We start from the raw sequence: 24,324 nt of genomic DNA, 5'->3' as shown, positions 1-24,324 counted from the left end.
GTTAAAAAAACCCACCTCACGGTGGGTTTTTTTTTGGCTCATCAAACTGAATAGTGCGATTCGTGTCCTCGGCTGGCATTTCAATCTTCGCGCCCGCCTGCTCATCCACCCGTTGATCGCGCTTGTACTTGCGAGCGGCTTCCTGTTCCAGCGCTACATGCTGCCTTGCCATGGCCAACATGTTTTCCAACACAGGAATGTGTATTTTCATCCTCGACCCAATCTAGGTAGGTTTCAGCATTTTATGTGGCATTTAAGTCGAAGCGGTTCCAGACATTTCCATTTCAGTTGCATGACATGCGGCAGCCTGCATTACGCCCCCCACGTCGCTACAGGCTGAATAGCTGATCAGCACGAAAAAACCGCCCCGAAAGGGCGGTTTTTGAGAGGTGCCGTTCAACCACCGACCTTACCGGTGCCCTGGGTCTCCGGCATTTGGATCTGGCCCTGTCCCTGGCCGCTACCTTGACCATCTTGGGCGCCTTGATCACCTTGCGCGCCCTGTGCGCCTTGATCATTTTTTTGCTTAAGCAGCTTTTCCAGTAGTTTCATCAGTTCGTCGAGCTCACCTCCGCCCTGGCTACCCTGACCACCTTTAGCACCTTGTGACTGCATATCTTTGATTTTACTTTGGACGTCCTGGATCTGCTGATCGAGGCCTTGGCCTGATGAGGCACCCCCGCCGACATTCCCACCATTGCCCATGTTTCCTACACCCGATACTCCGTTTATACCCGCCATATAGGCTCACTCCAGACTAATGAAAAAATGGACCGATCAGCAAAGCCAATCAGTCCATGATCTGTGGTGAGCGCACCCGGCCGGTTCCGGTCGGCCGAGCGCCTGGCATGCGTTAAATCATTAATCGGTACTCAAAACGGAGCTTTCCCACAGCGGGAAAAACAGCGTTCACTCCTGTAATTGCGGGGTTTCCTGCCCCATGCAACGCACGGCCTGCTTCTTGTTGTTCACCAGCACACCGCTGAGGCCTTTCTGCTCGGTGTCGAACATCACCAGCACGCCATCCACGCACTGCGCCACTTGCGCGGCCGGGGTCAGGGAGATCTTATAGTCCTCGCCTGGCACCGTTTTGAGCATGGTGAAATCGCTGAGCAGCAGGGCGTCTTCCGGCTTGGCGAAGTGCAGGTAACCGTAGAACCACAGGCAACCGACGGTGCCGATGATGGTGCCGATGCCGGTGAGGATCAGCGGGATCATGTTGCGTTCTTCGCTCATTGCGGGCTCTCTGATGAATCAACTTTAGGAATGGGGTAGTTCGGAATTTCGCCCAGGCGGCGCAGGCCGTTGAAGTGTTGCGGGTCATCCAGGTAGCGCAGCATCACGGTTTGCCAGGTCTTGTCGGCGAAGGTCTGCACATGCCCGCCCCGAGTCAACTGCAACACCCGTGGCGGCGGTGCGGCCTGGTACAGGCGGATGCCATTTGCCACCGGCACGATCGGGTCATCCAGGCTATGAAACAACAGCTTGGGCACGCCGGTGAGCCGGGGCATGGTATGGATTGCACTGTCGGCATCCGGCACCAGCCAGGACAGGGGCACCTGCAATGGCCATGTTAACCAGGACGTGCTCAGGGCGAATTGTCCTACGTCACGATAACTGGCAGGCACGCCGTCCAGCACCAGGGCTTTGAGCTGGGATTGGCGCTCCGGGTGAGCGGCCAAGTAGTGCACCGCCAGCGCCCCGCCCAGGCTTTGACCGAGGACGATCAGCGGCTGGCCCTGGGTTTCAGGCGCCTTGTCGATCCAGCTGAAGGCCGCATCCACATCCTGGTAGATCGCTGGCAGCGAGGGTTTGCCTTCCGACAAGCCGTAGCCTCGATAGTCCAGTAGCAGCACTTGGTAACCCTGCTCTGGCAGCCACCAACTGCCGCCCAGATGCCAGGCCAGGTTGCCGCCGTTACCATGCAAATGCAGCACCGTGCCCTTGAGCGGCACACCGGGCTTGGCCGGCAACCACCAGGCGTGGAGCTTCACGCCGTCGGCGCTGGTCAAGGTGACATCACGGTACTGCAGGTGTGCTTTTTCCGGCGTGAACGGCAGGCCGGGTTCGGGGTAGAACAGCAATGAGCTGCAGCCGTTCAATGTGAGTAGCAGGCACAAAATGCCGAGGATTCTCATCCGTTGAAGCCTCGCTATTATTCGAAATTTTAAATCTTTCAGCGATTCAAAGGTGGGAGCGGGCTTGCTCGCGAAAGCCGTGTGTCAGTCAACTTATGTATATCTGATGTTCCGCTTTCGCGAGCAAGCCCGCTCCCACCAGTCGATCCGGTTTCGTCAAAGGATATTCGAGTAATCCGCCTCGATCCGATCCAGGCTCAAATGGTTGAGGAAGTTGGAGAAGCACATCCACGCCGCCAGTGCGTTCATGTCGCGGAACTGCTCTGGCAGGTACTTGGGCGGCACCACCAGGCCTTCGTCCACCAGTTGGCGCAGGGTACGCATGTCTTCCAGGGTGGTCTTGCCGCAGAACAGCAGCGGCACTTGTTCCAGCTTGCCTTTGCGCACGGCGAGCTGGATGTAGTTGTAGACCATGATGAAGCCCTTGAGGTAGGACAGGTCCTTGGTAAACGGCAGACCAGTCGGCACTGAACCTCGGAAAACCCGACTGGCGTTGCCGTAACTTTCGGCCATCTCAAAGCCTTGCTCGCGGAAGAACTCGAACACCTGCAGGAAGTCGGCCCCCTCTTCCACCATGTGGATAGCGCGGGTGCGGTTGGTCAGCTTGCGCAGACGGCTCGGGTAGGAGGCGAAGGTGATGATTTCCATCAGGATCGCCAGGCCCTCCTGGGTCACGGTAGACGACGGCGGGCCTTTGGACAGGAACGTGCAGATCGGCTGGTTCTGGCCATTCAACGTGGTGCCCACGTGCACCAGGCCTTCATGCACTTCCAGGGCGCGTACGTCGCGGTCGTTGAACATCGCATCGGCGCGGATCTTGATGTAGTCCGCACCCGCCGCCGCGTCGGCGACGATACCGTCGGACTCAAACACGCGAATAGTCTCTTCGGCCTCGCCGAACACCTTGTTCAGGCGGGTTTGCAGCAGGGCCACGGCGTCCTTGGCGGTGAGGGTCTTGGCCTCATCCTTCAAGTCCCCACGGCCATCGATGTTGTTCAGATAGTCCGAAAGCATCAGGCCCAGATCGGCCAGGGTCGGGTCACCCGCGTGGAACGCATCGGAAGCAGCGCCATAAAGCTCTTGTGAAATCAGGCCGAAATCCTCGGTGCCGCGTGCTTCGAGCATGCGCACCACCATGCGGTATTCCTTGCACATGCGGCGCATGATCTGCCCCACCGGACTGAACTGGCCGAGACGACGGGTGATGTCGCGCTCGATGTTCTGGAACTCCAGCTTCACCGCGCTGGAATCGAACGACAGCGGCCGGTTGAGGTAGTAGTCGCGGCTGACCGCCGGCATTTCCTTGCCCTTGGCCTTGAGGAACCCCTGGCGAATGTTCTCGTCCCACTTCACGGCGTCGAGGACGCGAATCGGTGTTTGCGCCAGCACAATGCGATCAGACAAGGTGCGTATCGTCTGCTGGTAATCGTCCACCCGGTGCTTCCTCTTTAAACGTTATTTGCCCGCACGCTGGTAGCGCACGGCTTCCACGAATACATCGGCGTTGGCCGGGTCATCCAGGTAGGCAAACACCTGGTCCAGCGGGCCGTCGACCAGCACCCCGGGCCCTTCGACGGTTTCCACCGTGCTGCCCTGTAACGCCTTTTGGCCTATGGCTTGATGGATCTGCTCCAGGTCGAGGTTGTAGACCACCAATTCATGCTTTTCGTTGATTTCGAAGCCCGCAAGGATGAAATGCCCGCCGAGCTTGGCCGGCAGCGGCGCCGACAAGTACCAGCGGTTGCCATGCCGGGACACAGTAAACAAGTACTCATCACGCTGGTTCGGCTTGGCTGTAGGGTAGCTCACGGCTTTATAACGGTGTTCACCGACGCGCGTGATTCGCAGGTTGAGCGGCTCGCCCCAGGCGTTTTTGCTCGACCATTTCCCCAGCAAGCCCGCGGGTGCGGCTTCACGGGCCGGCATCGGGTCCTTGAAGGTCACCAGGCAGCCGCTGAGCAGCAGGAATGACAAGGCAATTACCGCGATTCGCCAGGCTTTCATCGAGTACTCCACGGGGGTATGGGGGAACCGTTTTGTGTGGGAGCGGGCTTGCTCGCGAAAAAAGCGGTGGCTCAGCCAAATGTGTATCGACTGACACTGCGCATTCGCGAGCAAACCCGCTCCCACATAAAGCACGTCCCGTAAATGACTACACCGAGGCCAAGACCAAATGCATGTAACGCTTGAGGATCTCGAGCATTTCTTCACCGGTCAGAGGCTCTGCGCCGCCCAGCAGGCCCTGATATTCCATCCGACTGATTATCGCCGTCAACACTTTGGCATCCTGTTGTGGCTCGCGGGAGCCCAACACCTGGAAAAACTGCCCGGTGCCTTGCAACAGAATCTGCTGGTGGGAACGCACCAACTCGGCCAGGCGCGGGTTGAGCAAGGCTTCCTGACGGAACGCCTGCTCGGCCATCAGGTGTTCACGACGGTTGGTCAGTTGCCGCAAGACGTAATCGGCGGTCAGCCGCGCAATGTCATCGGCCAGTTGCGAGCGTGACTGCGGGCTGCCATCGCCATAGGCGACCATCTCGCGCAAAAGGCCTTCGTTACGCACCCACAGTTTGCCCATGAACGCTGCACTGCGCTCGACGTATTGGGCGAAGGTGTCGGTGAGCAGATCGTCGATGTCCTTGAAATAGTAGGTGGTGGCCGACAAGGGCACCCCCGCCTCCGCCGCCACCGCGCGATGGCGCACGGCGCGCACGCCATCGCGCACTACGATGCGCATGGCTGCATCGAGAATGTCTTGCCTGCGTTGCTCGCTACCCCGACGGCTGGCCTTGCGGCCCTGGTACTGGACGCTTTCAGCCACGGCAGCGGCAATGCCGGCGGCGCCTTCTTGAGCGGTTACGCGGTTCACGACTCACATCCTTGAATAGATCAAAACCTGGCGCTGTTTGCTTGACGCTTATTGACGCCACATAAAAAAGCCGCCTTATAAAAGGCGGCTTCGGATTTCGCTTCGGTTACGCTTGCGGCCGCATGTGCGGGAACAAAATCACGTCGCGGATCGACGGCGAGTTGGTCAACAGCATCACCAGACGGTCGATGCCGATACCTTCACCGGCCGTTGGCGGCATGCCGTATTCCAGGGCGCGGACGAAGTCAGCGTCGTAGTGCATGGCTTCGTCGTCGCCGGCGTCCTTGTCGGCCACCTGGGCCATGAAACGCTCGGCCTGGTCTTCCGCGTCGTTAAGCTCGGAGTAGGCGTTGGCGATCTCGCGACCACCGATGAACAGTTCGAAACGATCGGTGACGTTCGGGTTGTCGTCGTTGCGACGGGCCAGCGGCGACACTTCGAACGGGTACTGGGTAATGAAGTGCGGCTGCTCCAGCTTGTGCTCCACCAGCTCTTCGAAAATCATCACCTGCAGTTTGCCCAGGCCCTCGAAGCCCAGCACCTTGGCACCGGCTTTCTTGGCGATCGCACGGGCCTTGTCGATGTCGTTCAGGTCGTCGGCGGTCAGCTCAGGGTTGTACTTGAGGATCGAGTCGAATACCGACAGGCGCACGAACGGCTCGCCAAAATGGAACACCTTGTCGCCATACGGTACGTCGGTGCTGCCCAGGACCAGTTGCGCCAGCTCGCGGAACAGTTCTTCGGTCAGGTCCATGTTGTCTTCGTAGTCGGCGTAGGCCTGGTAGAACTCCAACATGGTGAATTCTGGGTTGTGACGCGTCGAAACGCCTTCGTTACGGAAGTTGCGGTTGATCTCGAACACTTTTTCGAAGCCGCCAACAACGAGGCGCTTGAGGTACAGCTCCGGCGCGATACGCAGGAACATTTCCATGTCCAGTGCGTTGTGGTGAGTTTCGAACGGCTTGGCTGCGGCACCACCGGGGATGGTTTGCAGCATCGGGGTTTCCACTTCCAGGAAGTCGCGCTGCATCAGGAAGGTACGGATGTGCGCGATCACTTGCGAACGCACACGGAACGTGTGGCGCACTTCTTCGTTGACGATCAGGTCAACGTAGCGCTGGCGGTAGCGCTGCTCGGTGTCGGTCAGGCCGTGATGCTTGTCCGGCAGCGGGCGCAGCGACTTGGTCAGCAGGCGCACGTGGGTCATCTCGACGTACAGGTCGCCCTTGCCGGAACGGGCCAGGGTGCCTTCGGCGGCGATGATGTCGCCCATGTCCCAGGTTTTCACCGAGGCCAGGGTTTCTTCAGGCAAGGTCTTGCGGTTGACGTAGACCTGGATGCGACCGGTCATGTCCTGGATCACCATGAACGAGCCACGGTTGAGCATGATGCGACCTGCCACCTTGACCGGGATCGCAGCCTCTGCCAGCTCTTCCTTGGTCTTGTCCGCGTACTGTTTCTGCAAGGCATCGCAGTAGTTTTCGCGACGGAAGTCGTTGGGGAAGGCATTGCCCTTGGCGCGCTCGGCAGCAAGCTTTTCCTTGCGCAGGGCGATCAGGGAGTTTTCTTCCTGTTGCAGGGCCTGGTCGAGTTGTTGGTCGCTCATGTCTTTAAATTTTCCATCACAGGTTCGTTGCCCCCAGGCCTGCGGCCTGGGGATCGCGGGCAAGCCCGCTCCCACATAGGGTGTTACAGGCCGGATTTCAGGCTGGCTTCCAGGTATTCGTCGATATCACCGTCGAGCACCTTGTCACAGTCACTGCGTTCGATGTTAGTGCGCAGATCCTTGATCCGCGACGCATCGAGCACATAAGAGCGGATCTGGTGACCCCAGCCGATATCCGACTTGGTGTCTTCGAGCGCTTGGGACGCGGCATTGCGTTTCTGCATTTCCTGCTCGTACAACTTGGCCCGCAGCATTTTCATGGCGGTGTCCTTGTTGGCATGCTGGGAACGTTCGTTCTGGCAGCTGACCACGGTGTTGGTCGGTACGTGGGTAATACGTACGGCCGAGTCGGTGGTGTTTACGTGCTGACCACCGGCACCGGAGGAACGGTAGGTGTCGATGCGCAGGTCGGCCGGGTTGATTTCGATCTCGACCTTGTCGTCGATCTCTGGGGAGACGAACACCGCAGAGAACGAAGTGTGACGACGGTTGCCGGAGTCGAACGGACTCTTGCGCACCAGGCGGTGCACGCCAATCTCGGTGCGCAACCAGCCAAAGGCGTATTCACCCTTGATGTGCACGGTCGCGCCCTTGATACCGGCGACTTCACCGGCGGACAGTTCCATGATGGTCGCTTCGAAACCGCGTTTGTCCGCCCAGCGCAGGTACATGCGCAACAGGATGTTGGCCCAGTCCTGGGCCTCGGTGCCGCCGGAACCGGCCTGGATGTCGAGGTAGGCGTTGTTCGGGTCCATCTCGTGGCTGAACATGCGGCGGAATTCGAGTTTGGCGAGGTTTTCCTCGAGACGGGCCAGCTCGGCGACGACATCGCCCACTGCGCCTTCGTCGTTTTCTTCGACGGCCATGTCCAGCAGGTCACGGCAATCGGCCAGGCCGGTGTTCAGTTCGTCGAGGGTGTCGACGATCTGCGCCAGCGCAGCGCGCTCGCGACCCAGTTCCTGGGCGTATTCAGGTTTGTTCCAGACAGCAGGATCTTCAAGCTCGCGATTGACTTCGGTCAGACGCTCATGCTTTTGATCGTAGTCAAAGATACCCCCGAATAGTTTCGGAGCGCTCGGACAGGTCCTTGATGGTGTTAAGGATCGGGTTGATTTCCATGGCGGGCAGCACTCGTTGGCGAACTTTTGAAAGCCGGCGAGTATAACGGCAAATGGGGGGGAACGGCAGTCCGCTTGGCGAAAAGGCGTGGGGTTTGTACACGATCCGTAGAACGATACGGATCAAATGTGGGAGCCGGCTTGCTTGCGAATGCGGCGGGTCAGTCACGGATATATCAACCGACCCAGCGCATTCGCGAGCAAGCCCGCTCCCACATTTAGATGTCCAGTGCCTTCAGGTCACTCGATCCCCACCTGATTGCGCCCATTATGCTTGGCCGTATACAACCCCTTATCCGCCGCCATGATCAATTGACGACAGTCCGTGCCCTGCACCGGCGTCAGGGTCGAGAGCCCAATGCTGATGGTCAGACTTGAGCCCTCGGTCGGTGCGTTATGCGGGATTTTCAGCGCGGCAACCGCCATGCGCAGCTTTTCGGCTACCAACCGAGCACCGCCCGGCGAGGTATTCGGCAGCACCAGAGCAAACTCTTCACCGCCGTAGCGCGCCGGCAGATCCGAGGGGCGGCTGCTGGCTTCGCGGATGGCGGCGGCAACCTTGCGCAAAGCCTCGTCACCTTCGACATGCCCAAAGCTGTCGTTGTAGGTCTTGAAGAAGTCCACGTCGATCATCAGCAGCGACAGTTGAGTCTGGTCACGCATGGCACGGCGCCATTCCAGTTCCAGGTATTCATCGAAATGACGCCGGTTGGACAGCCCGGTAAGACCATCGGAGTTCATCAACCGCTGCAGCACCAGGTTAGTGTCCAGCAACTGTTGCTGGCTGACCCGCAGCGCGCGATAGGCTGCATCCCGTTGCAACAAGGTCATGTACGAGCGCGAGTGATAGCGGATCCGCGCCACCAGTTCGATATTGTCCGGCAGCTTGACCAGGTAGTCGTTGGCACCCGCCGAGAACGCCGCGCTCTTGATCAGCGGGTCCTCCTTGGTGGAAAGCACGATGATCGGGATGTTCTGCGTGGCCGGGTGATTGCGGTATTCACGCACCAGGGTCAGGCCGTCGAGGCCGGGCATCACCAGATCCTGCAGGATAACGGTCGGTTTGATGCGGATCGCCTGGGCAATCGCCTGGTGCGGGTCGGCGCAGAAGTGAAAGTCGATGTTTTCTTCATGAGCCAGGCCACGCCGCACGGCTTCGCCGATCATGGCCTGGTCGTCGACCAGCAACACCATGGCAGCATTTTCGTCGGTCTTGATGTCGTCGATCTGTAAATCATTCATGTGCAGTCACCTGAATTACTGCCGGCAAGCCGGTGCTGCGGGAGGTCGTGTTCATTTGGCGAATACCTCCAGCAGTCGGGGCGCAATTCTATCCAGTGGGCGAATTTCAACAGCAGCATCAATCGCCGCCGCCGCTTTGGGCATGCCATACACCGCCGAGCTTTGCTGATCCTGGGCGATGGTCAAATAACCTTGTTCACGCAGTAACTTGAGGCCCTGGGCCCCGTCGCGCCCCATGCCGGTCAACAGTACGCCGACGGCATCGCCATTCCAGTGGCTGGCCACGCTTTCGAAAAACACGTCGATCGAAGGCCGGTAAATCTCGTTCACCGGCTCTGCGGTATAGGCTAGCGTGCCGTTCTTCAATAAACGAATGTGGTGGTTGGTGCCGGCCAGCAGCACCACGCCGCTTTGCGGTGGCTCACCTTCGCGGGCCAGGCGCACTGGCAAGCCGGAGGCGCTGCTCAGCCACTCGGCCATGCCGGCAGCGAACACCTGGTCGACATGCTGCACCAGCACGATGGCCGCGGGAAAGTCACGGGGCAAGCCCTTGAGCAGGATTTCCAGGGCGGCCGGGCCGCCCGCAGAGGACCCGATGGCCACCAGGCTCTGGCGTTTGCCGGTGATGCGCGGGGCCAGAGCTTCCGCACGCACGCGGCTGCCGCGCTGACCGATCAGCCAGCCGATGTTGAGGATCTTGCGCAACAGCGGCGCCGCCGCATCCTTGGGGTTGCCCACGCCCAAGGTCGGGGTGTCCACTACGTCGAGGGCGCCGTGGCCCATGGCTTCGAACACTCGGCTCACGTTGGCCTGGCGGTCGACGGTGACGATAAGGATGGCGCACGGGGTCTGGGCCATGATCTGGCGGGTGGCTTCCACGCCGTCCATCACCGGCATGATCAGGTCCATCAGGATCAGGTCCGGCGTCAGTTCAGCGCAGCGCTGCACCGCTTCCAGGCCATTGGCGGCCACCCAGACAACTTGATGCGCGGGCTCGAAGCTCAAGGCGCGGCGCAAGGCCTCCACCGCCAGGGGCATGTCATTGACGATCGCAATCCTCATGCCCGCGCGCCTCCGATCAGTTCCATCACGGCGTCCAACAGGGCGTCATCATGAAAACTGGCTTTGGCTAAATAATAGTCGGCGCCGGCGTCCAGTCCACGGCGTCGGTCTTCTTCGCGATCCTTGTAGGACACCACCATCACCGGCAACGATTGCAGGCGACTGTCACGGCGCAAGAGTGTGACCAATTCAATACCGTCCATACGAGGCATATCAATATCAGTGATCAACAGGTCAAAGTCTTCGGAGCGCAAGGCGTTCCAGCCGTCCATGCCATCGACCGCCACGGCCACTTCATAACCACGATTAAGTAACAATTTGCGTTGCAGCTCGCGCACGGTCAGTGAGTCATCCACCACCAACACCCGTTTACGCGGAGCCTCGGTGCTTTGTTGGCTGCGCCGGGCAATCCGTTCCAATCGGCCGGTGTTCAGCAGCTTATCCACCGAACGCAGCATGTCTTCAACGTCGACGATCAACACCACCGAGCCGTCATCCAGCAACGCGCCGGCGGAAATATCCTGGACCTTGCCCAGGCGATCATCCAGCGGCAAGACCACCAGGGTACGCTCGCCGATAAAGCGCTCCACGGCAATCCCATACACAGCATCGCGCTCGCGGATCACCACGACTTTCAAAGTGTCCGACGGGTTCTGCCCCGTCGGGCGCTGCAACAACTGGCTGGCGGCAACCAGGCCAACATGCCGGCCCTCGTGCCAGAAATGCTGGCGACCTTCCAGTTGCACGATGTCGTCCGGCGCCAGGTCGCACATGCGCTCGATGTGAGCCAGTGGGAACGCGTAGGCTTCTTCGCCGACTTCCACCACCAGACTGCGCACCACCGACAGGGTCAAGGGTACTTCCAGGTGGAAACGACTGCCCTGCCCTGCCGTCTGCTCCAACACCACCGCACCGCGCAGCTGGCGGACCATATGCTGCACCGCATCCAGGCCGACGCCGCGCCCGGACACCTCGGTGACCTTGTCGCGCAGGCTGAACCCCGGCAAGAACAGGAACGTCAGCAACTCTTCTTCGCTCAGGCGCTGGGCCGTTTCCAGCGGCGACAGATGCCGGTCGACGATGGTGCCGCGCAGGCGTTCCAGGTCGACGCCATTACCGTCATCGCTCAATTCCAGCACCAGCAGACCGGCCTGATGGGACGCGCGCAGGCGGATCAGGCCTTCAGCCGGCTTGCCTGCGAGCAGGCGTTGTTCGGGCATTTCGATGCCGTGGTCGACGGCATTGCGCAATAAATGCGTGAGCGGCGCTTCAAGTTTTTCCAGCACGTCACGGTCGACCTGGGTCTTGTCACCCTCGATCTCCAGGCGTACCTGCTTGCCGAGGCTGCGGCCCAGGTCACGCACCATGCGCACCTGACCGGCCAGCACATCGGCAAACGGACGCATGCGGCAGGCCAGCGCGGTGTCATACAACACCTGGGCGCGCTGCCCGGCCTGCCAGCCGAATTCATCCAGTTCGGCGGTCTTTTCCGCCAACAAGGCCTGGGCTTCGCTGAGCAGGCGACGCGTATCGGCCAGGGCCTCTTGAGCTTCGAGGTTCAAATTCTCAGTCTTGAGTTGCCCGTCCAGCGTGTCCAGGGCCCTTACGCTCTGGCTTTGAATGCGTTTGAGGCGCTGCAGGCTAGCCAGGTACGGTTTGAGCCGCTGGGTTTCCACCAGGGATTTGCTCGACAGATCCAGCAGACTGTTCAAGCGCTCGGCCGTCACACGCAGCACGCGCTCGCCGCCTTCGGTCATGCGTTTGTTGTGACGCGGCGGCTCGGCGACCACCGGCGGCGCGGGCTCAGGCTCCGGCGGCAGTGCTTCAACGACAGGCACAGGCTCCGGCGGCGGCGCCTTGACCGGCGCCTGGGACGGGTCCAACAGGCGCTCCATCAACGCCACATAGGCTTCGATATCGGCCGGCCCCACATTATTGCCGGGCGTGGCGATGCGCATCAGCAGGTCGGTGCCTTGCAACAACGCGTCAATATGTTCAGGTTGCAGGTACAGGCGGCTTTCCTGGGCACTGACCAGGCAATCTTCCATGACATGGGAGACGCTGACCCCGGCGTCTACCCCGACGATACGCGCCGCGCCCTTGAGCGAGTGGGCGGCGCGCATGCAGGCTTCGAGCTGGTCGGCCTGGGTGGGGTTGCGCTCCAGGGCCAGCAGGCCCGCGCTCAGTACCTGGGTCTGCGCGTCGGCTTCCAGGCTGAACAGTTCCAGCAGCGAGGCATCGCGCATCTGGTCGGGGGTCATGTGAGGCTCCGGGTCACGGCGGACAACAATTGCGCCTCGTCCAGCCAACGCAGGCTGCGGCCTTTCCACTGCAACACGCCTTGGGTGTAGCGTGCGCTGGCCTGAGGGCCGGAGGCCGAAGCCGCCTTCAAGGTGCGCTCATCGATGGCGTGGATACCGTCGACTTCATCCACTGGCACCACCACCGGGCCATCCTCTGCCGCAATGATCAACATGCGCGGCATGATGCGCCCACCGCTGGCGCCGTTGCTGGTCACGTCCAGGCCCAACAGTTCCACCAACGACAGGCACGCCACCAGCGCGCCGCGCACGTTGGCCACGCCAAGCAAGGCGCGCGAGCGTTGGTGCGGCAGGGAATGGATCGGTTGCAGCGGCGCCACTTCCACCAGGCAACGCGTGGCGATGCCCAGCCATTCTTCGCCGAGACGGAATATCAGCAACGAACGGGTGACCACGTCTTCACCCAACTCGACAGCGGCATGCGGGCGATGCGCGTCCTGCTGCAAGGCGTAGCGATCCAGCAAACGCGTGGCCGCCGCCGAGTACACCGAGCAGTTGCGGCAATGGATATGGTCCGCCAGCAGCGGGCAGGATTTGTCGCCATGGATGCCGATGCGGTTCCAGCAGTCATCGATGGCTTGGGTGTCGGCCAGGGTCAGGTCCAGGCCCCCGGTGTCGAGCGCGTCGGTGTTACTCATCGTTTGGACTCACTGTCAGCTCGCTCGCTACGGGCGGCCCGCGCCTGCAAGCGGCGCGCTCCCGCACTGTCGCCCTGGGATTCGAGCAATGCCGCCAAGTGCATCAAGGCCTGCGGGTGCTGGGGTTCCAGGTACAAGGCTTTTCGATAATAGCCCTGGGCTTCCAGGGCGCTGCCGGCCACGTCGCTGAGCAACCCGAGCCAGTAGAACACCTGGGCGGCCGGCGGGTGATTGCTCAAATACTGTTCGCACGCGGCACGGGCTTCGGCACTCTTGCCTTCATTGGCCAGGGTGGCGATGCGACCGAGCAGGTCGCCCGCGTCGGTGTGCGGCGCCTTGATCGGCACCACCTGGGCCCTGGCCGTGCTGAACGGCCGAGGCTTGGTCGGAATCGGAGCCGCACTGCGTGGCGGGATGGGCGCGGCGATCGGCACAAACACGGGTTCCGGCTTGACCGGCTCGGCATGCCGACTGAACGCAAAGGACTGCGGCACCCCAATCGAACGCATGCCATGACGCCCCAGCAGGCTGCCCTCGGCCGGGCCGATGAACAGCACGCCGTCCACGTGCGTCAGGCCCTTGAGCACATCGAACACTTGCTTCTGGGTCGGTTGGTCGAAGTAGATCAGCAGGTTGCGACAGAACACGAAGTCATAGCTCGCCTCATTCGCCAGCAGGCCAGGATCGAGCAGATTGCCCACTTGCAGGCGCACCTGCTCGCGCACGCGCTCGGCAATGTGGTAACCGTCGTCATACTCGGTGAAATGGCGGTCGCGAAAGGCAATATCGCCACCACGGAAAGAATTTCTGCCATACACCCCGCGCCGCGCGCGCTCTACCGACAGCGGGCTGACATCCAGGCCCAGCACCTTGAACTGGTGCGGCGCCAGGCCAGCATCCAGCAAGGCCATGGCAATCGAATACGGTTCTTCACCGGTAGAGCATGGCAGGCTGAGGATGCGCAGGGCGCGCATCTGCTTGATCTCGGCAAGTCGCGCCTTGGCCAGACGGGCCAGGGTCGCGAACGATTCGGGATAACGGAAAAACCAGGTTTCCGGAACGATCACCGCTTCGATCAGCGCCTGTTGCTCATCCTCGGAGCTTTGCAGGTGCTGCCAGTACTCACCGGTCGTTTGCGCATTAACGGCCTGGCTGCGTTGGCGCACCGCACGCTGGATGATGGCTTCGCCGACCGACGCGACATCCAGGCCGATGCGCTCTTTGAGGAAGGCAAAGAAACGCGGATCGCTGCTCATAGGCTCAGCTCGGCAGAAAACAGCAAGGCGCGCACGTCATCAGTGAGCAGTTCGTTGACGCCAATCCATTGCATCAAGCCCAAGGCATCTTCACGCACCAGCCCCAGGTACGGCGCCTCGCGGTTGTCCAGGCCGTAGGGCTTGAACTCCCCCAGGTCGCAACGCAGGGTGTCGGTGGCTTGCTCCAGGATCAGTCCCAACCTGCGGGGTTCAACCCAAGGCTGCGGCTGGTAATTGACCAGCACCAGGCGCGTACTGGTGCGGGCCTGGGCCGGCTTGCCGAACGTCAGGGCGCTGAGGTCAATGACCGGTACCAGCGTGCCGCGGTGGGCAAAGATGCCCGCCACCCATACCGGTGCATGGGCAATGGGTTTGAGCGGCAGGCGCGGCAGCACCTCGGCCACTTCCGTGGCCTTGAGGGCGTAACGTTCGTCGCCGATGTGGAACACCAGAAACAACGCTTTCTTCGCTGCCGGGACGGCGCCGCTTTTAGCCGCGAGGTCGCTCATCAGACTTTGAAACGCGACACGCCGCTGCGCAGACCGACCGCGACCTGGCTCAGCTCATCAATGGCAAAGCTGGCTTGACGCAGGGACTCGACAGTCTGGCTGCTGGCATCGCCCAGTTGCACCAGGGCGTGGTTGATCTGCTCGGCGCCCGTAGCCTGGGCCTGCATACCTTCATTGACCATCAACACCCGCGGCGCCAGGGCCTGCACCTGATGGATGATCTGCGACAACTGCTCGCCCACTTGCTGCACTTCGAACATGCCGCGACGCACTTCCTCGGAGAACTTGTCCATGCCCATCACGCCAGCGGACACCGCCGACTGGATCTCGCGCACCATTTGTTCGATGTCGTAGGTGGCGACAGCCGTCTGGTCGGCCAAGCGACGCACTTCGGTGGCCACCACGGCGAAGCCACGCCCATATTCACCGGCTTTCTCGGCCTCGATCGCGGCATTGAGCGACAGCAGGTTGGTCTGGTCGGCGACCTTGACGATAGTCACCACCACCTGGTTGATGTTGCCGGCCTTCTCATTGAGGATCGCCAGCTTGGCGTTGACCAGGTCGGCGGCGCCCATGACCGAGTGCATGGTTTCTTCCATGCGCGCCAGGCCTTGCTGGCCGGAACCGGCGGCAACCGACGCCTGGTCGGCGGCAGTGGACACTTCGGTCATGGTGCGTACCAGGTCCTTGGACGTGGCCGCGATCTCGCGGGAGGTGGCGCCGATTTCGGTGGTGGTGGCCGCGGTTTCAGTGGCGGTGGCCTGTTGCTGCTTGGAGGTGGCGGCAATCTCGGTCACCGAGGTGGTGACCTGCACCGACGAACGCTGAGCCTGGGAGACCAGGGCGGTCAGCTCGGTCATCATGTCATTGAAGCCGGTTTCCACTGCGCCAAACTCGTCTTTGCGCTCCAGGCTCAAGCGTTTGCTCAGGTCGCCGTCGCGCATGGTTTCGAGGATGTCGACGATGCGCTGCATCGGCGCCATGATCGCGCGCATCAGCAGCAGGCCGCACAGGCCGGCGGCGAGGACGGCGATGACCAACGACACGGCCATGCTGACCTTGGCCGACAGCACCGACTCGTCGATTGCCGCGGTGGCGCGGTCGGAGACGTTCTTGTTTTCGGTAATGATGTCGTTGAGCTTCATGCGCCCTTCGACCCAGATCGGCGTCAATTGCTCTTCCAGCAACGTACGCGCACCCGGCAGGTCACCGGCATCGACACGCTCCAGCAGTTGCGCGAGCACTTTGTTGTAGGTGATATGCGCTGCCTTGAAGTTATCGAACTCCATTCGGTCGGCCTGACCATGAATGGTTTTTTCATAGGTGGCCATCTGCTGCGCAATACGCGCCTCGAAGGACTTGTAGTCCGACTTATCCGAATTGGTAAGGTCTTTTTCGTCGCGCAGGCCGATGATATCGATGGTCTCCAAATAGCTGTCGACCCAGGCGCTGCGGATCATCGAACTGAGGTAGACCCCCGGCACCGCATCGTCCCGGACTGCTTCCTGGCTGGCTTCGATCTTCAGCAACCGCGAGTAGGACACCACGACCATCAGCAGCATGATCGCGATAATGACCGCAAAGCTCGCCAAGATCCGTTGGCGCAAGGTCCAGTTCTTCACAGTAATTCCTCGAAGGGCCATTCAAATGGGGGAGTATAGCTGAGCGCAAGCCCTCATTTATCAACGGGTTTTGATGTAGCGCTCACAGAATGCAAAAACACCCCGGGCCATGCTGGCAACCGGGGTGTTGGTGGTCAGGCGGCAGCCTCAGAGGGTGGCTTGGCGTACCTGTTTTTCCAGCTCCAGCTTCAAGCCTGGCTCCAGTTTCAGTTGGCGTGCCAGCTCGTCGAGGTAGGCCTTCTCCATGAAGTTTTCCTCGTCCACCAGCATCACGCTGGCGATGTACATCTCGGCCGCCATTTCCGGCGTGCCGGCGGCCCGCGCCACGTCGGCGGGGTCCAGGGGCTTGTTCAGTTCGGCATGCAGCCAGCTGTGCAACTCGCGGTCGTTATCCAGCTTGGTGAATTCGCCCTCGATCAGTTCGCGCTCGCGCTCATCCACATGGCCGTCGGCCTTGGCGGCGGCGACCAGCGCCTTGAGGATGCCCTGGCTGTGTTGCTCGACCTGCGCCGGTGGCAAGCGGTCGATGGTCTGCGGTTCGCCTTGGGGCGCATTGGCCTGGCTGGCCTGCCAGTTGCCGTAGGCTTTGTAGGCGATAACGCCCAATGCCGCCAAGCCGCCGTAGGTCAGGGCCTTGCCGCCGAACTTGCGGGCTTTCTTGTTGCCCAGCAGCAGACCCATCGCGCCGGCCGCCAGGGCGCCGCCGCCCGCACCACCGAGCAGGCTGCCCAGGCCACCACCGCCAAGCAAACCGCCCAACGCACCTTTGTCGTCCTGTTTACGCTGGCCGCCAGCCTTGTTTTGCAACATGTCCTGGCCGGACTTGAGCAACTGATCGAGCAATCCACGGGTATTCATTCGTAGCCTCCAGACACTAGGGTTCATAAGACCAATAGGCTCCCAGCGTAAAACTAAGTGCCAAAAAGCCCCGATCTAGAGTGCTTCCAGATGTAACGCAGCCGCCCTTCGCTTAAATCGATATACACTCGAACACATCTATAAAAATAGCTCACTGGTAATTCCAGCATGATGACCTTGCGTCAAATCCGGCACTTTATTGCAGTGGCCGAGACCGGCTCGATCTCTGCCGCCGCGCAGACCGCGTTTATTTCCCAGTCCACCCTGACCCTGGCGATCCAGCAATTGGAGCAGGAAATCGGCGTCAACCTGTTCAACCGTCACGCCAAGGGCATGACCCTGACCCACCAGGGCCATCAATTCCTGCGCCAGGCACACCTCATTCTGGCCACCGTCGACAACGCCAAGCGCAGCCTGCAACAGAGCACCGATCAAGTCGCCGGACAGTTGACCATCGGCGTGACCAGCCTGGTGGCGGGCTATTACCTCGCGGACCTGCTGACCCGCTTCCAGCGCGCCTATCCTAATGTGGAAATCCGCGTGATGGAGGATGAACGCCCGTATATCGAGCATTTGCTGGTCAGCGGCGAAATCGACGTGGGCGTGCTGATTCTCTCCAACCTGGAAGACCGCCACGCCCTGCAGACCGAAGTCCTTACCCATTCGCCCCACCGTTTGTGGCTACCGGCGCAACATCCATTGCTGGAACACGACAGTATCAACCTGGCCGATGTGGCGCGTGAGCCGCTGATTCAGCTGAACGTCGACGAAATGGGCCACAACGCCCAGCGCATGTGGACGAGTGCGGGCCTGCAACCCCGCGTGACCTTGCGCACCGCCTCTACCGAGGCCGTTCGCAGCCTGGTGGCCGCCGGACTGGGCGTATCGATCCAGCCGGACATGACCTACCGGCCCTGGTCGCTTGAGGGCGACATTATTGAAGCGCGGCCGATTGCCGACCTCAGCCAGACCCTTGATGTCGGCCTGGCGTGGCGCCGTGGCACCGCGCGTCCGACGCTGGTGGACCCGTTCCTGACCGTCGCCCGCGAACAGCCGCACCCACGCAAGCCATCTATTTAATCGAATGCTGCATTCAGTATTTAGTATTTGTTGACCTCGCGCCTGACCTCTAGTCTCTGTTCATCCCATAAGAGAAGGTCAGGCGCCTTGTAAGAGAACGCCCATGGCCACACAAGAAAAGAGATCGCGAAAAATGCCCGGCGCGCCCACCCCGCTACTCACTGCGTTGCTGATCGACGGCGAACTGGTTCATGGCCAGGGTTTTGCCGAGCCGATTCTCAACCCGGCCACCGGTGAAGTGCTTACCCAAATCGCCGAAGCCAGCGCCGAGCAGGTGGAAACCGCGATCCTCGCCGCCCACCGCGCCTTTGCCGGTTGGTCGCGTACCACGCCGCAGCAACGCTCGAACATCCTGCTCGGCATTGCCGACGCCATCGAAAAACAAGCCGACTACCTGGCCCGCCTGGAGTCCCTGAACTGCGGCAAGCCGTTGCACCTGGCCCGCCAGGATGACTTGAGCGCCACCGTCGACGTGTTCCGTTTCTTCGCCGGCGCCGTGCGCTGCCAGACCGGACAACTGAGCGGTGAATACCTGCCGGGCTACACCAGCATGGTGCGTCGCGACCCGATTGGCGTGGTGGCATCCATTGCGCCGTGGAACTACCCGCTGATGATGGCTGCGTGGAAAATCGCCCCAGCCTTGGCCGCCGGTAATACGTTGGTGTTCAAACCATCGGAACACACGCCGCTGTCGATCCTGGCCCTGGCTCCGGTCCTGAAAGAACTGTTGCCACGCGGCGTGATCAACATTCTGTGTGGCGGCGGCGAAGGCGTCGGCAGTCACTTGGTCAGCCATCCCAAAGTGCGCATGGTTTCGTTGACCGGCGATATCGTCACCGGGCAGAAGATTCTGCAAGCCGCCTCAAAAACCCTAAAACGCACGCACCTGGAACTGGGCGGCAAGGCCCCGGTGATCGTATGCAACGACGCCGACCTGCACGCCGTGGTCGACGGGGTACGCGCCTACGGCTATTACAACGCCGGTCAGGACTGCACTGCCGCGTGCCGCATCTACGCCCAGGCCGGTATCCACGACAAACTGGTAGCCGAGCTGGGCGCAGCGGTCAGCAGCCTGCGTTTTGCCGGTAAACGTGATGCCGACAATGAACTCGGCCCGCTGATCAGCACGCGCCAGCGCGACCGGGTCGCCAGTTTTGTCGAGCGTGCCCTCGGCCAACCGCATATCGAACGCATCACCGGTGCCGCCGTGCATTCCGGCGCGGGCTTCTATTACCAGCCCACCCTGCTCGCCGGCTGTAAACAGAACGACGAAATCGTGCAGCGCGAAGTGTTCGGCCCGGTGGTCACGGTGACGCGCTTCGATGAGCTGGAACAGGCGGTGGACTGGGCCAACGATTCCGAATACGGCCTGGCGTCCTCGGTATGGACCCAGAACCTTGATAAGGCCATGCAGGTGGCGGCGCGCCTGCAATACGGCTGCACCTGGATCAACAGCCATTTCATGCTGGTCAGCGAAATGCCCCACGGCGGCTTGAAGCGCTCGGGGTATGGGAAAGATCTGTCCAGCGATTCGCTGCAGGACTACAGCGTGGTGCGCCACATCATGGCGCGCCACGGCCAGCATCTTTAAAACAACAATTAAGCTTTGCGTTACCGGCTTCAAACACTGCCCCGACCATAATTAAAGAAGAGGGAACCCCCATGTCTGCGCACAAGACTGCACTGCTCAGTGCCCTGACCACCGCGCTGCTGGCCAGCGCCAGCCTCCAGGCCGCCGAACCGCTCAAAGCGGTGGGCGCCGGTGAAGGCCAGCTGGATATCGTCGCCTGGCCCGGCTATATCGAACGTGGCGAAAGTGACAAGGCCTACGACTGGGTCACCGGTTTCGAGAAGGAAACCGGCTGCAAGGTCAATGTGAAAACCGCCGCCACCTCTGACGAAATGGTCAGCCTGATGGCCAAGGGCGGGTATGACCTGGTGACCGCGTCGGGCGATGCGTCACTGCGGTTGATCGTCGGCAAGCGCGTGCAGCCGATCAACACCGCGCTGATTCCCAATTGGAAGAACATCGACCCACGCCTGAAAGATGCGCCGTGGTACGTGGTCGGCCAACAAACCTATGGCACCCCGTACCAGTGGGGCCCGAACGTGTTGATGTACAACACCAACGTGTTCAAGACCGCGCCCACCAGCTGGAATGTCATTTTCGACGCGCAGAACCTGCCGGACGGCAAGCCGAACAAAGGCCGCGTGCAAGCGTATGACGGCCCGATCTACATCGCCGATGCGGCGCTGTACCTCAAGTCGACCAAGCCGGAACTGGGCATCCAGAACCCCTACGAACTGACCGAAACCCAGTACAAGGCCGTGCTCGAACTGCTGCGCGCCCAGCAACCGCTGATCCACCGCTACTGGCACGACACCACCGTGCAAATGAGTGACTTCAAGAACGAAGGTGTGGTGGCCTCCAGCGCCTGGCCGTATCAGGTCAACGGCCTGCAGAACGAGAAGCAGCCGATTGCCTCGACCATTCCTAAGGAAGGCGCCACTGGCTGGGCCGACACCACCATGTTGCACACCGAGGCCAAGCACCCGAACTGCGCCTACAAGTGGATGGACTGGTCGCTGCAGCCAAAAGTCCAGGGCGACGTTGCCGCCTGGTTCGGTTCGCTGCCGGCGGTGCCCGCGGCGTGCAAGGAAAGCGAGTTGCTCGGCGCCGAGGGTTGCAAGACCAACGGTTTCGACCAGTTCGAAAAGATCGCCTTCTGGAAAACCCCGCAGGCTGAAGGCGGCAAGTTCGTGCCGTACAGCCGCTGGACCCAGGATTACATCGCGATCATGGGTGGCCGCTAAGCCTTCCTGACAACGCAGGACAAAAGGTGGGAGCGGGCTTGCTCGCGAAAGCGGTGGGTCAGTTACAGATGTGTTGGCTGAAACACCACATTCGCGAGCAAGCCCGCTCCCACATTTTGACCGCGTACACCGCTATCCCGTTTTTTCAGAAGTCCAGGCCGGGCCGCTGCGACGACCCGCGCCTTTTTGGAGCACCGCACCATGACGCTTGCAGTCCAATTCACTCACGTTTCCCGTCAGTTCGGCGAAGTGAAAGCCGTTGACCGGGTTTCCATCGATATCCAGGACGGCGAGTTCTTTTCCATGCTCGGCCCTTCCGGCTCGGGCAAGACCACCTGCCTGCGCCTGATAGCCGGGTTCGAGCAGCCGAGCGCGGGCTCGATCCGCATCCATGGCGAGGAAGCCGCGGGGTTGCCGCCGTATCAGCGTGACGTCAACACTGTATTCCAGGATTACGCGCTGTTCCCCCATATGAATGTGCGCGACAACGTGGCCTACGGCCTCAAGGTCAAGGGCGTGGGCAAGACCGAGCGTATGAACCGTGCCGAAGAAGCCCTGGGAATGGTCGCCCTCGGCGGCTATGGCGACCGCAAGCCGGTACAGCTCTCCGGCGGCCAACGCCAACGTGTCGCCCTGGCTCGCGCTCTGGTCAACCGCCCACGGGTGTTGCTGCTCGATGAACCCCTGGGTGCCCTCGACCTCAAGCTGCGCGAGCAGATGCAAAGTGAGTTGAAGAAGCTGCAACGCCAACTGGGCATCACCTTTATCTTCGTGACCCACGACCAGACCGAAGCGTTGTCGATGTCCGACCGCGTAGCGGTGTTCAACAAAGGCCGCATCGAACAGGTCGACACGCCGCGCAACCTCTATATGAAACCGGCCACGTCGTTCGTCGCCGAGTTCGTCGGCACCTCCAACGTGATTCGTGGCGAGCTGGCCCAGCGCCTCGGCGGCACCGCGCAACCCTTCTCGATCCGCCCGGAACATGTGCGGTTTGCCGAAGGCCCGCTGGGCGCCGGCGAAGTGGAAATCAGCGGTTTGCTCCACGATATCCAGTACCAGGGCAGCGCCACCCGCTATGAATTGAAGCTGGAAAACGGCCAGGCCCTGAATATCAGCCGCGCCAACAACCAGTGGCTGGACACCACTGCCGGCCACCAGGTCGGCCAGACCCTCACCGCGCGCTGGGCCCGTGAAGCCATGGTGCCGCTGACCGATATCGCAGGCGAGGTGTGACATGAGCCTGGCCCTTTCCCAACCGCCGATGCGCAGGTTTTCCAACCTGCTGTACCGCAAGCCCAACCTCTACCTGGCGATGCTGCTGGTGCCGCCGCTGATCTGGTTCGGCGCGATCTACCTGGGTTCGCTGCTGACCCTGCTGTGGCAAGGCTTCTATACGTTTGACGACTTCACCATGGCGGTCACGCCGGACCTGACCCTGGCCAACTTCGCCGCGCTGTTCCAGCCGTCGAACTTCGACATCATTGTGCGCACCCTGAGCATGGCGATCGCGGTGTCGATCGCCAGCGCCATCGTTGCTTTCCCGATTGCCTACTACATGGCGCGCTACACCACGGGCAAGACCAAGGCGTTTTTCTACATCGCGGTGATGATGCCGATGTGGGCCAGCTACATCGTCAAGGCCTATGCCTGGACCTTGCTGCTGGCCAAGGGCGGCGTGGCGCAGTGGTTCGTGCAGCACCTGGGCCTGGAGCCGGTGTTGCAGTTCGTGCTGGGCATTCCCGGCGTGGGCGGCAGCACCTTGAGCACCTCGCACCTGGGGCGCTTCATGGTGTTCGTTTACATCTGGCTGCCGTTCATGATCCTGCCGATCCAGGCGTCCCTGGAACGACTGCCGCCGTCGTTGCTGCAAGCCTCGGCGGATCTTGGCGCCAAGCCGCGTCAGACCTTCATGCAGGTGATCCTGCCACTGTCGATTCCGGGGATTGCCGCCGGCTCCATCTTTACCTTCTCGCTGACGCTGGGCGACTTCATCGTGCCGCAACTGGTGGGCCCGCCCGGCTACTTCGTCGGCGGCATGGTCTACGCCCAGCAAGGCGCCATCGGCAACATGCCCATGGCGGCGGCGTTCACTCTGGTACCGATCGTGCTGATCGCGGTTTACCTGTCCATCGTCAAACGCCTGGGGGCCTTCGATGCACTCTGAAAAATCAAGTATGAGTCTGAAGATTGCAGCCTGGGGCGGGTTGGTGTTTCTGCACTTCCCGATCCTGATCATCTTTCTCTACGCCTTCAACACCGAAGAAGCCGCGTTCAGCTTTCCGCCCCAGGGCTTCACCCTGAAGTGGTTCAGCGTGGCGTTCGCCCGGCCGGACGTGCTGGAAGCCATCAAGCTGTCGTTGCAGATTGCGGCCATCGCTACCCTGATTGCCATGGTGCTCGGCACCCTGGCCTCGGCTGCGCTGTATCGCCGCGAGTTCTTCGGCAAGCAAGGTGTGTCGCTGATGTTGATCCTGCCGATTGCGCTGCCGGGGATCATCACCGGTATCGCGTTGCTGGCGACTTTCAAGACGCTGGGCATCGAGCCGGGGATGTTCACCATCATCGTCGGCCACGCGACCTTCTGCGTAGTGATCGTCTACAACAACGTCATCGCACGCTTGCGCCGCACCTCCCACAGCCTGATCGAAGCGTCGATGGACCTGGGTGCCGACGGCTGGCAGACCTTCCGCTACATCATCATGCCCAACCTGGGCTCGGCACTGCTGGCCGGCGGCATGCTCGCCTTTGCGCTGTCGTTCGACGAAATCATCGTCACCACCTTCACCGCCGGCCACGAACGCACCTTGCCCTTGTGGCTGCTCAACCAGCTCAGCCGCCCACGGGATGTGCCGGTGACCAACGTGGTCGCCATGCTGGTGATGCTGGTGACGATGTTCCCGATTCTCGGTGCCTATTACCTGACCCGCGGCGGTGAAAGCGTGGCGGGGAGTGGCGGTAAATAACTGACAAGACCCTGCCACTGAAGAAACACGGTTCAGTGTGGGAGCTGGCTTGCCTGCGATCGCAGGCTGTCAGTTGATGAATCGGCTGGCTGATCCACCGCTATCGCGGGCAAGCCAGCGCCCACATTTGAACCGCATTTGCTCAGGGGTAAACACTCGTTTTAG

Annotated in this window: 23 protein-coding genes; 6 read left to right on the top strand and 17 right to left on the bottom strand. The window is 61.2% G+C overall.

Going from position 1 to position 24,324, the window contains the following annotated elements; translation table 11 throughout:
• Positions 1-16 precede the first annotated feature (16 nt).
• From AB4N92_RS18260 to AB4N92_RS18180, 17 genes are all read right to left on the bottom strand, one after another.
• Complete coding sequence (locus tag AB4N92_RS18260) at positions 17-211, bottom strand: hypothetical protein (protein WP_021492447.1); 195 nt, start codon at positions 209-211, stop codon at positions 17-19.
• Positions 212-396: 185 nt separating this feature from the next.
• Positions 397-741, bottom strand: a complete 345-nt coding sequence (locus AB4N92_RS18255; protein ID WP_010212624.1) for a hypothetical protein — start codon at positions 739-741, stop codon at positions 397-399.
• A 168-nt stretch (positions 742-909) separates the two neighbouring features.
• The gene (locus tag AB4N92_RS18250) at positions 910-1,236 is read right to left on the bottom strand and encodes a hypothetical protein (protein WP_010212625.1); all 327 of its coding nucleotides are present in this window, start codon (positions 1,234-1,236) and stop codon (positions 910-912) included.
• The gene (locus AB4N92_RS18245) at positions 1,233-2,138 is read right to left on the bottom strand and encodes an alpha/beta hydrolase (RefSeq protein WP_198581405.1); all 906 of its coding nucleotides are present in this window, start codon (positions 2,136-2,138) and stop codon (positions 1,233-1,235) included. The genes AB4N92_RS18250 and AB4N92_RS18245 overlap by 4 nt, the downstream gene beginning before the upstream one ends.
• A gap of 156 nt (positions 2,139-2,294) precedes the next feature.
• Positions 2,295-3,572, bottom strand: a complete 1,278-nt coding sequence (locus tag AB4N92_RS18240) for a flavohemoglobin expression-modulating QEGLA motif protein (protein ID WP_010212629.1) — start codon at positions 3,570-3,572, stop codon at positions 2,295-2,297.
• Positions 3,573-3,593: 21 nt separating this feature from the next.
• Positions 3,594-4,142: a hypothetical protein gene (locus AB4N92_RS18235; protein WP_021492448.1), complete on the bottom strand. Its 549-nt coding sequence runs from the start codon at positions 4,140-4,142 to the stop codon at positions 3,594-3,596.
• Positions 4,143-4,290: 148 nt separating this feature from the next.
• On the bottom strand, positions 4,291-5,007 hold the full coding sequence (locus AB4N92_RS18230) for a TetR/AcrR family transcriptional regulator (protein ID WP_016979842.1): 717 nt from the start codon (positions 5,005-5,007) through the stop codon (positions 4,291-4,293).
• Between the two features lie 106 nt (positions 5,008-5,113).
• The gene (gene lysS, locus AB4N92_RS18225) at positions 5,114-6,613 is read right to left on the bottom strand and encodes a lysine--tRNA ligase (RefSeq protein ID WP_010212634.1); all 1,500 of its coding nucleotides are present in this window, start codon (positions 6,611-6,613) and stop codon (positions 5,114-5,116) included.
• A gap of 83 nt (positions 6,614-6,696) precedes the next feature.
• Positions 6,697-7,792, bottom strand: a protein-coding gene (prfB, locus tag AB4N92_RS18220; RefSeq protein WP_100215725.1) for a peptide chain release factor 2 whose coding sequence is annotated in 2 segments (ribosomal slippage) — positions 6,697-7,719 and positions 7,721-7,792 — 1,095 coding nt in all. Because the reading frame shifts where the segments join, the coding sequence is not laid out codon by codon here.
• A 239-nt stretch (positions 7,793-8,031) separates the two neighbouring features.
• Positions 8,032-9,033, bottom strand: a complete 1,002-nt coding sequence (locus tag AB4N92_RS18215) for a response regulator (RefSeq protein ID WP_010212639.1) — start codon at positions 9,031-9,033, stop codon at positions 8,032-8,034.
• Between the two features lie 51 nt (positions 9,034-9,084).
• A complete protein-coding gene (cheB, locus tag AB4N92_RS18210; RefSeq protein ID WP_010212641.1) occupies positions 9,085-10,095 on the bottom strand; it encodes a chemotaxis response regulator protein-glutamate methylesterase in 1,011 nt (336 codons plus the stop codon).
• Positions 10,092-12,356 (bottom strand): hybrid sensor histidine kinase/response regulator, encoded by a 2,265-nt coding sequence (locus AB4N92_RS18205; protein WP_010212643.1) that lies wholly within the window; start codon positions 12,354-12,356, stop codon positions 10,092-10,094. The genes cheB and AB4N92_RS18205 overlap by 4 nt, the downstream gene beginning before the upstream one ends.
• Positions 12,353-13,054, bottom strand: a complete 702-nt coding sequence (locus AB4N92_RS18200; protein WP_010212644.1) for a chemotaxis protein CheW — start codon at positions 13,052-13,054, stop codon at positions 12,353-12,355. The genes AB4N92_RS18205 and AB4N92_RS18200 overlap by 4 nt, the downstream gene beginning before the upstream one ends.
• Positions 13,051-14,310, bottom strand: a complete 1,260-nt coding sequence (locus tag AB4N92_RS18195; protein WP_021492449.1) for a CheR family methyltransferase — start codon at positions 14,308-14,310, stop codon at positions 13,051-13,053. The genes AB4N92_RS18200 and AB4N92_RS18195 overlap by 4 nt, the downstream gene beginning before the upstream one ends.
• A complete protein-coding gene (locus AB4N92_RS18190; RefSeq protein WP_010212647.1) occupies positions 14,307-14,819 on the bottom strand; it encodes a chemotaxis protein CheW in 513 nt (170 codons plus the stop codon). The genes AB4N92_RS18195 and AB4N92_RS18190 overlap by 4 nt, the downstream gene beginning before the upstream one ends.
• On the bottom strand, positions 14,819-16,441 hold the full coding sequence (locus AB4N92_RS18185; RefSeq protein ID WP_010212648.1) for a methyl-accepting chemotaxis protein: 1,623 nt from the start codon (positions 16,439-16,441) through the stop codon (positions 14,819-14,821). Before AB4N92_RS18185 ends, AB4N92_RS18190 begins: the two co-directional genes overlap by 1 nt.
• A 147-nt stretch (positions 16,442-16,588) precedes the next feature.
• The gene (locus AB4N92_RS18180; protein WP_010212650.1) at positions 16,589-17,299 is read right to left on the bottom strand and encodes a tellurite resistance TerB family protein; all 711 of its coding nucleotides are present in this window, start codon (positions 17,297-17,299) and stop codon (positions 16,589-16,591) included.
• Between the two features lie 168 nt (positions 17,300-17,467).
• On the opposite strand from AB4N92_RS18180, the gene AB4N92_RS18175 reads away from it, so the two are divergent.
• The 6 genes from AB4N92_RS18175 to AB4N92_RS18150 all read left to right on the top strand — a co-directional run bounded on the left by AB4N92_RS18175 (position 17,468) and on the right by AB4N92_RS18150 (position 24,159).
• Positions 17,468-18,379 (top strand): LysR family transcriptional regulator, encoded by a 912-nt coding sequence (locus AB4N92_RS18175; protein ID WP_010212651.1) that lies wholly within the window; start codon positions 17,468-17,470, stop codon positions 18,377-18,379.
• 133 nt (positions 18,380-18,512) lie between these two features.
• Positions 18,513-19,970 (top strand): gamma-aminobutyraldehyde dehydrogenase, encoded by a 1,458-nt coding sequence (locus AB4N92_RS18170; RefSeq protein WP_010212652.1) that lies wholly within the window; start codon positions 18,513-18,515, stop codon positions 19,968-19,970.
• A gap of 71 nt (positions 19,971-20,041) precedes the next feature.
• Complete coding sequence (gene ydcS / locus AB4N92_RS18165) at positions 20,042-21,193, top strand: putative ABC transporter substrate-binding protein YdcS (protein WP_047541333.1); 1,152 nt, start codon at positions 20,042-20,044, stop codon at positions 21,191-21,193.
• Positions 21,194-21,394: 201 nt separating this feature from the next.
• Positions 21,395-22,429 carry an ABC transporter ATP-binding protein gene (locus tag AB4N92_RS18160; RefSeq protein WP_021492450.1) on the top strand — a complete coding sequence of 345 codons (1,035 nt, stop codon included), beginning with the start codon at positions 21,395-21,397 and terminating at the stop codon, positions 22,427-22,429.
• 1 nt (position 22,430) lies between these two features.
• Complete coding sequence (locus AB4N92_RS18155) at positions 22,431-23,360, top strand: ABC transporter permease (protein ID WP_010212656.1); 930 nt, start codon at positions 22,431-22,433, stop codon at positions 23,358-23,360.
• Positions 23,350-24,159, top strand: coding sequence for an ABC transporter permease (locus AB4N92_RS18150; RefSeq protein WP_021492451.1), 810 nt, complete (start codon positions 23,350-23,352; stop codon positions 24,157-24,159). The genes AB4N92_RS18155 and AB4N92_RS18150 overlap by 11 nt, the downstream gene beginning before the upstream one ends.
• Positions 24,160-24,324 lie beyond the last annotated feature (165 nt).

This window comes from Pseudomonas sp. S3_A09, from assembly GCF_054668065.1.
Note: the sequence above shows the minus strand (reverse complement) of the source record. Positions and strands in the feature narration are given on the sequence as shown.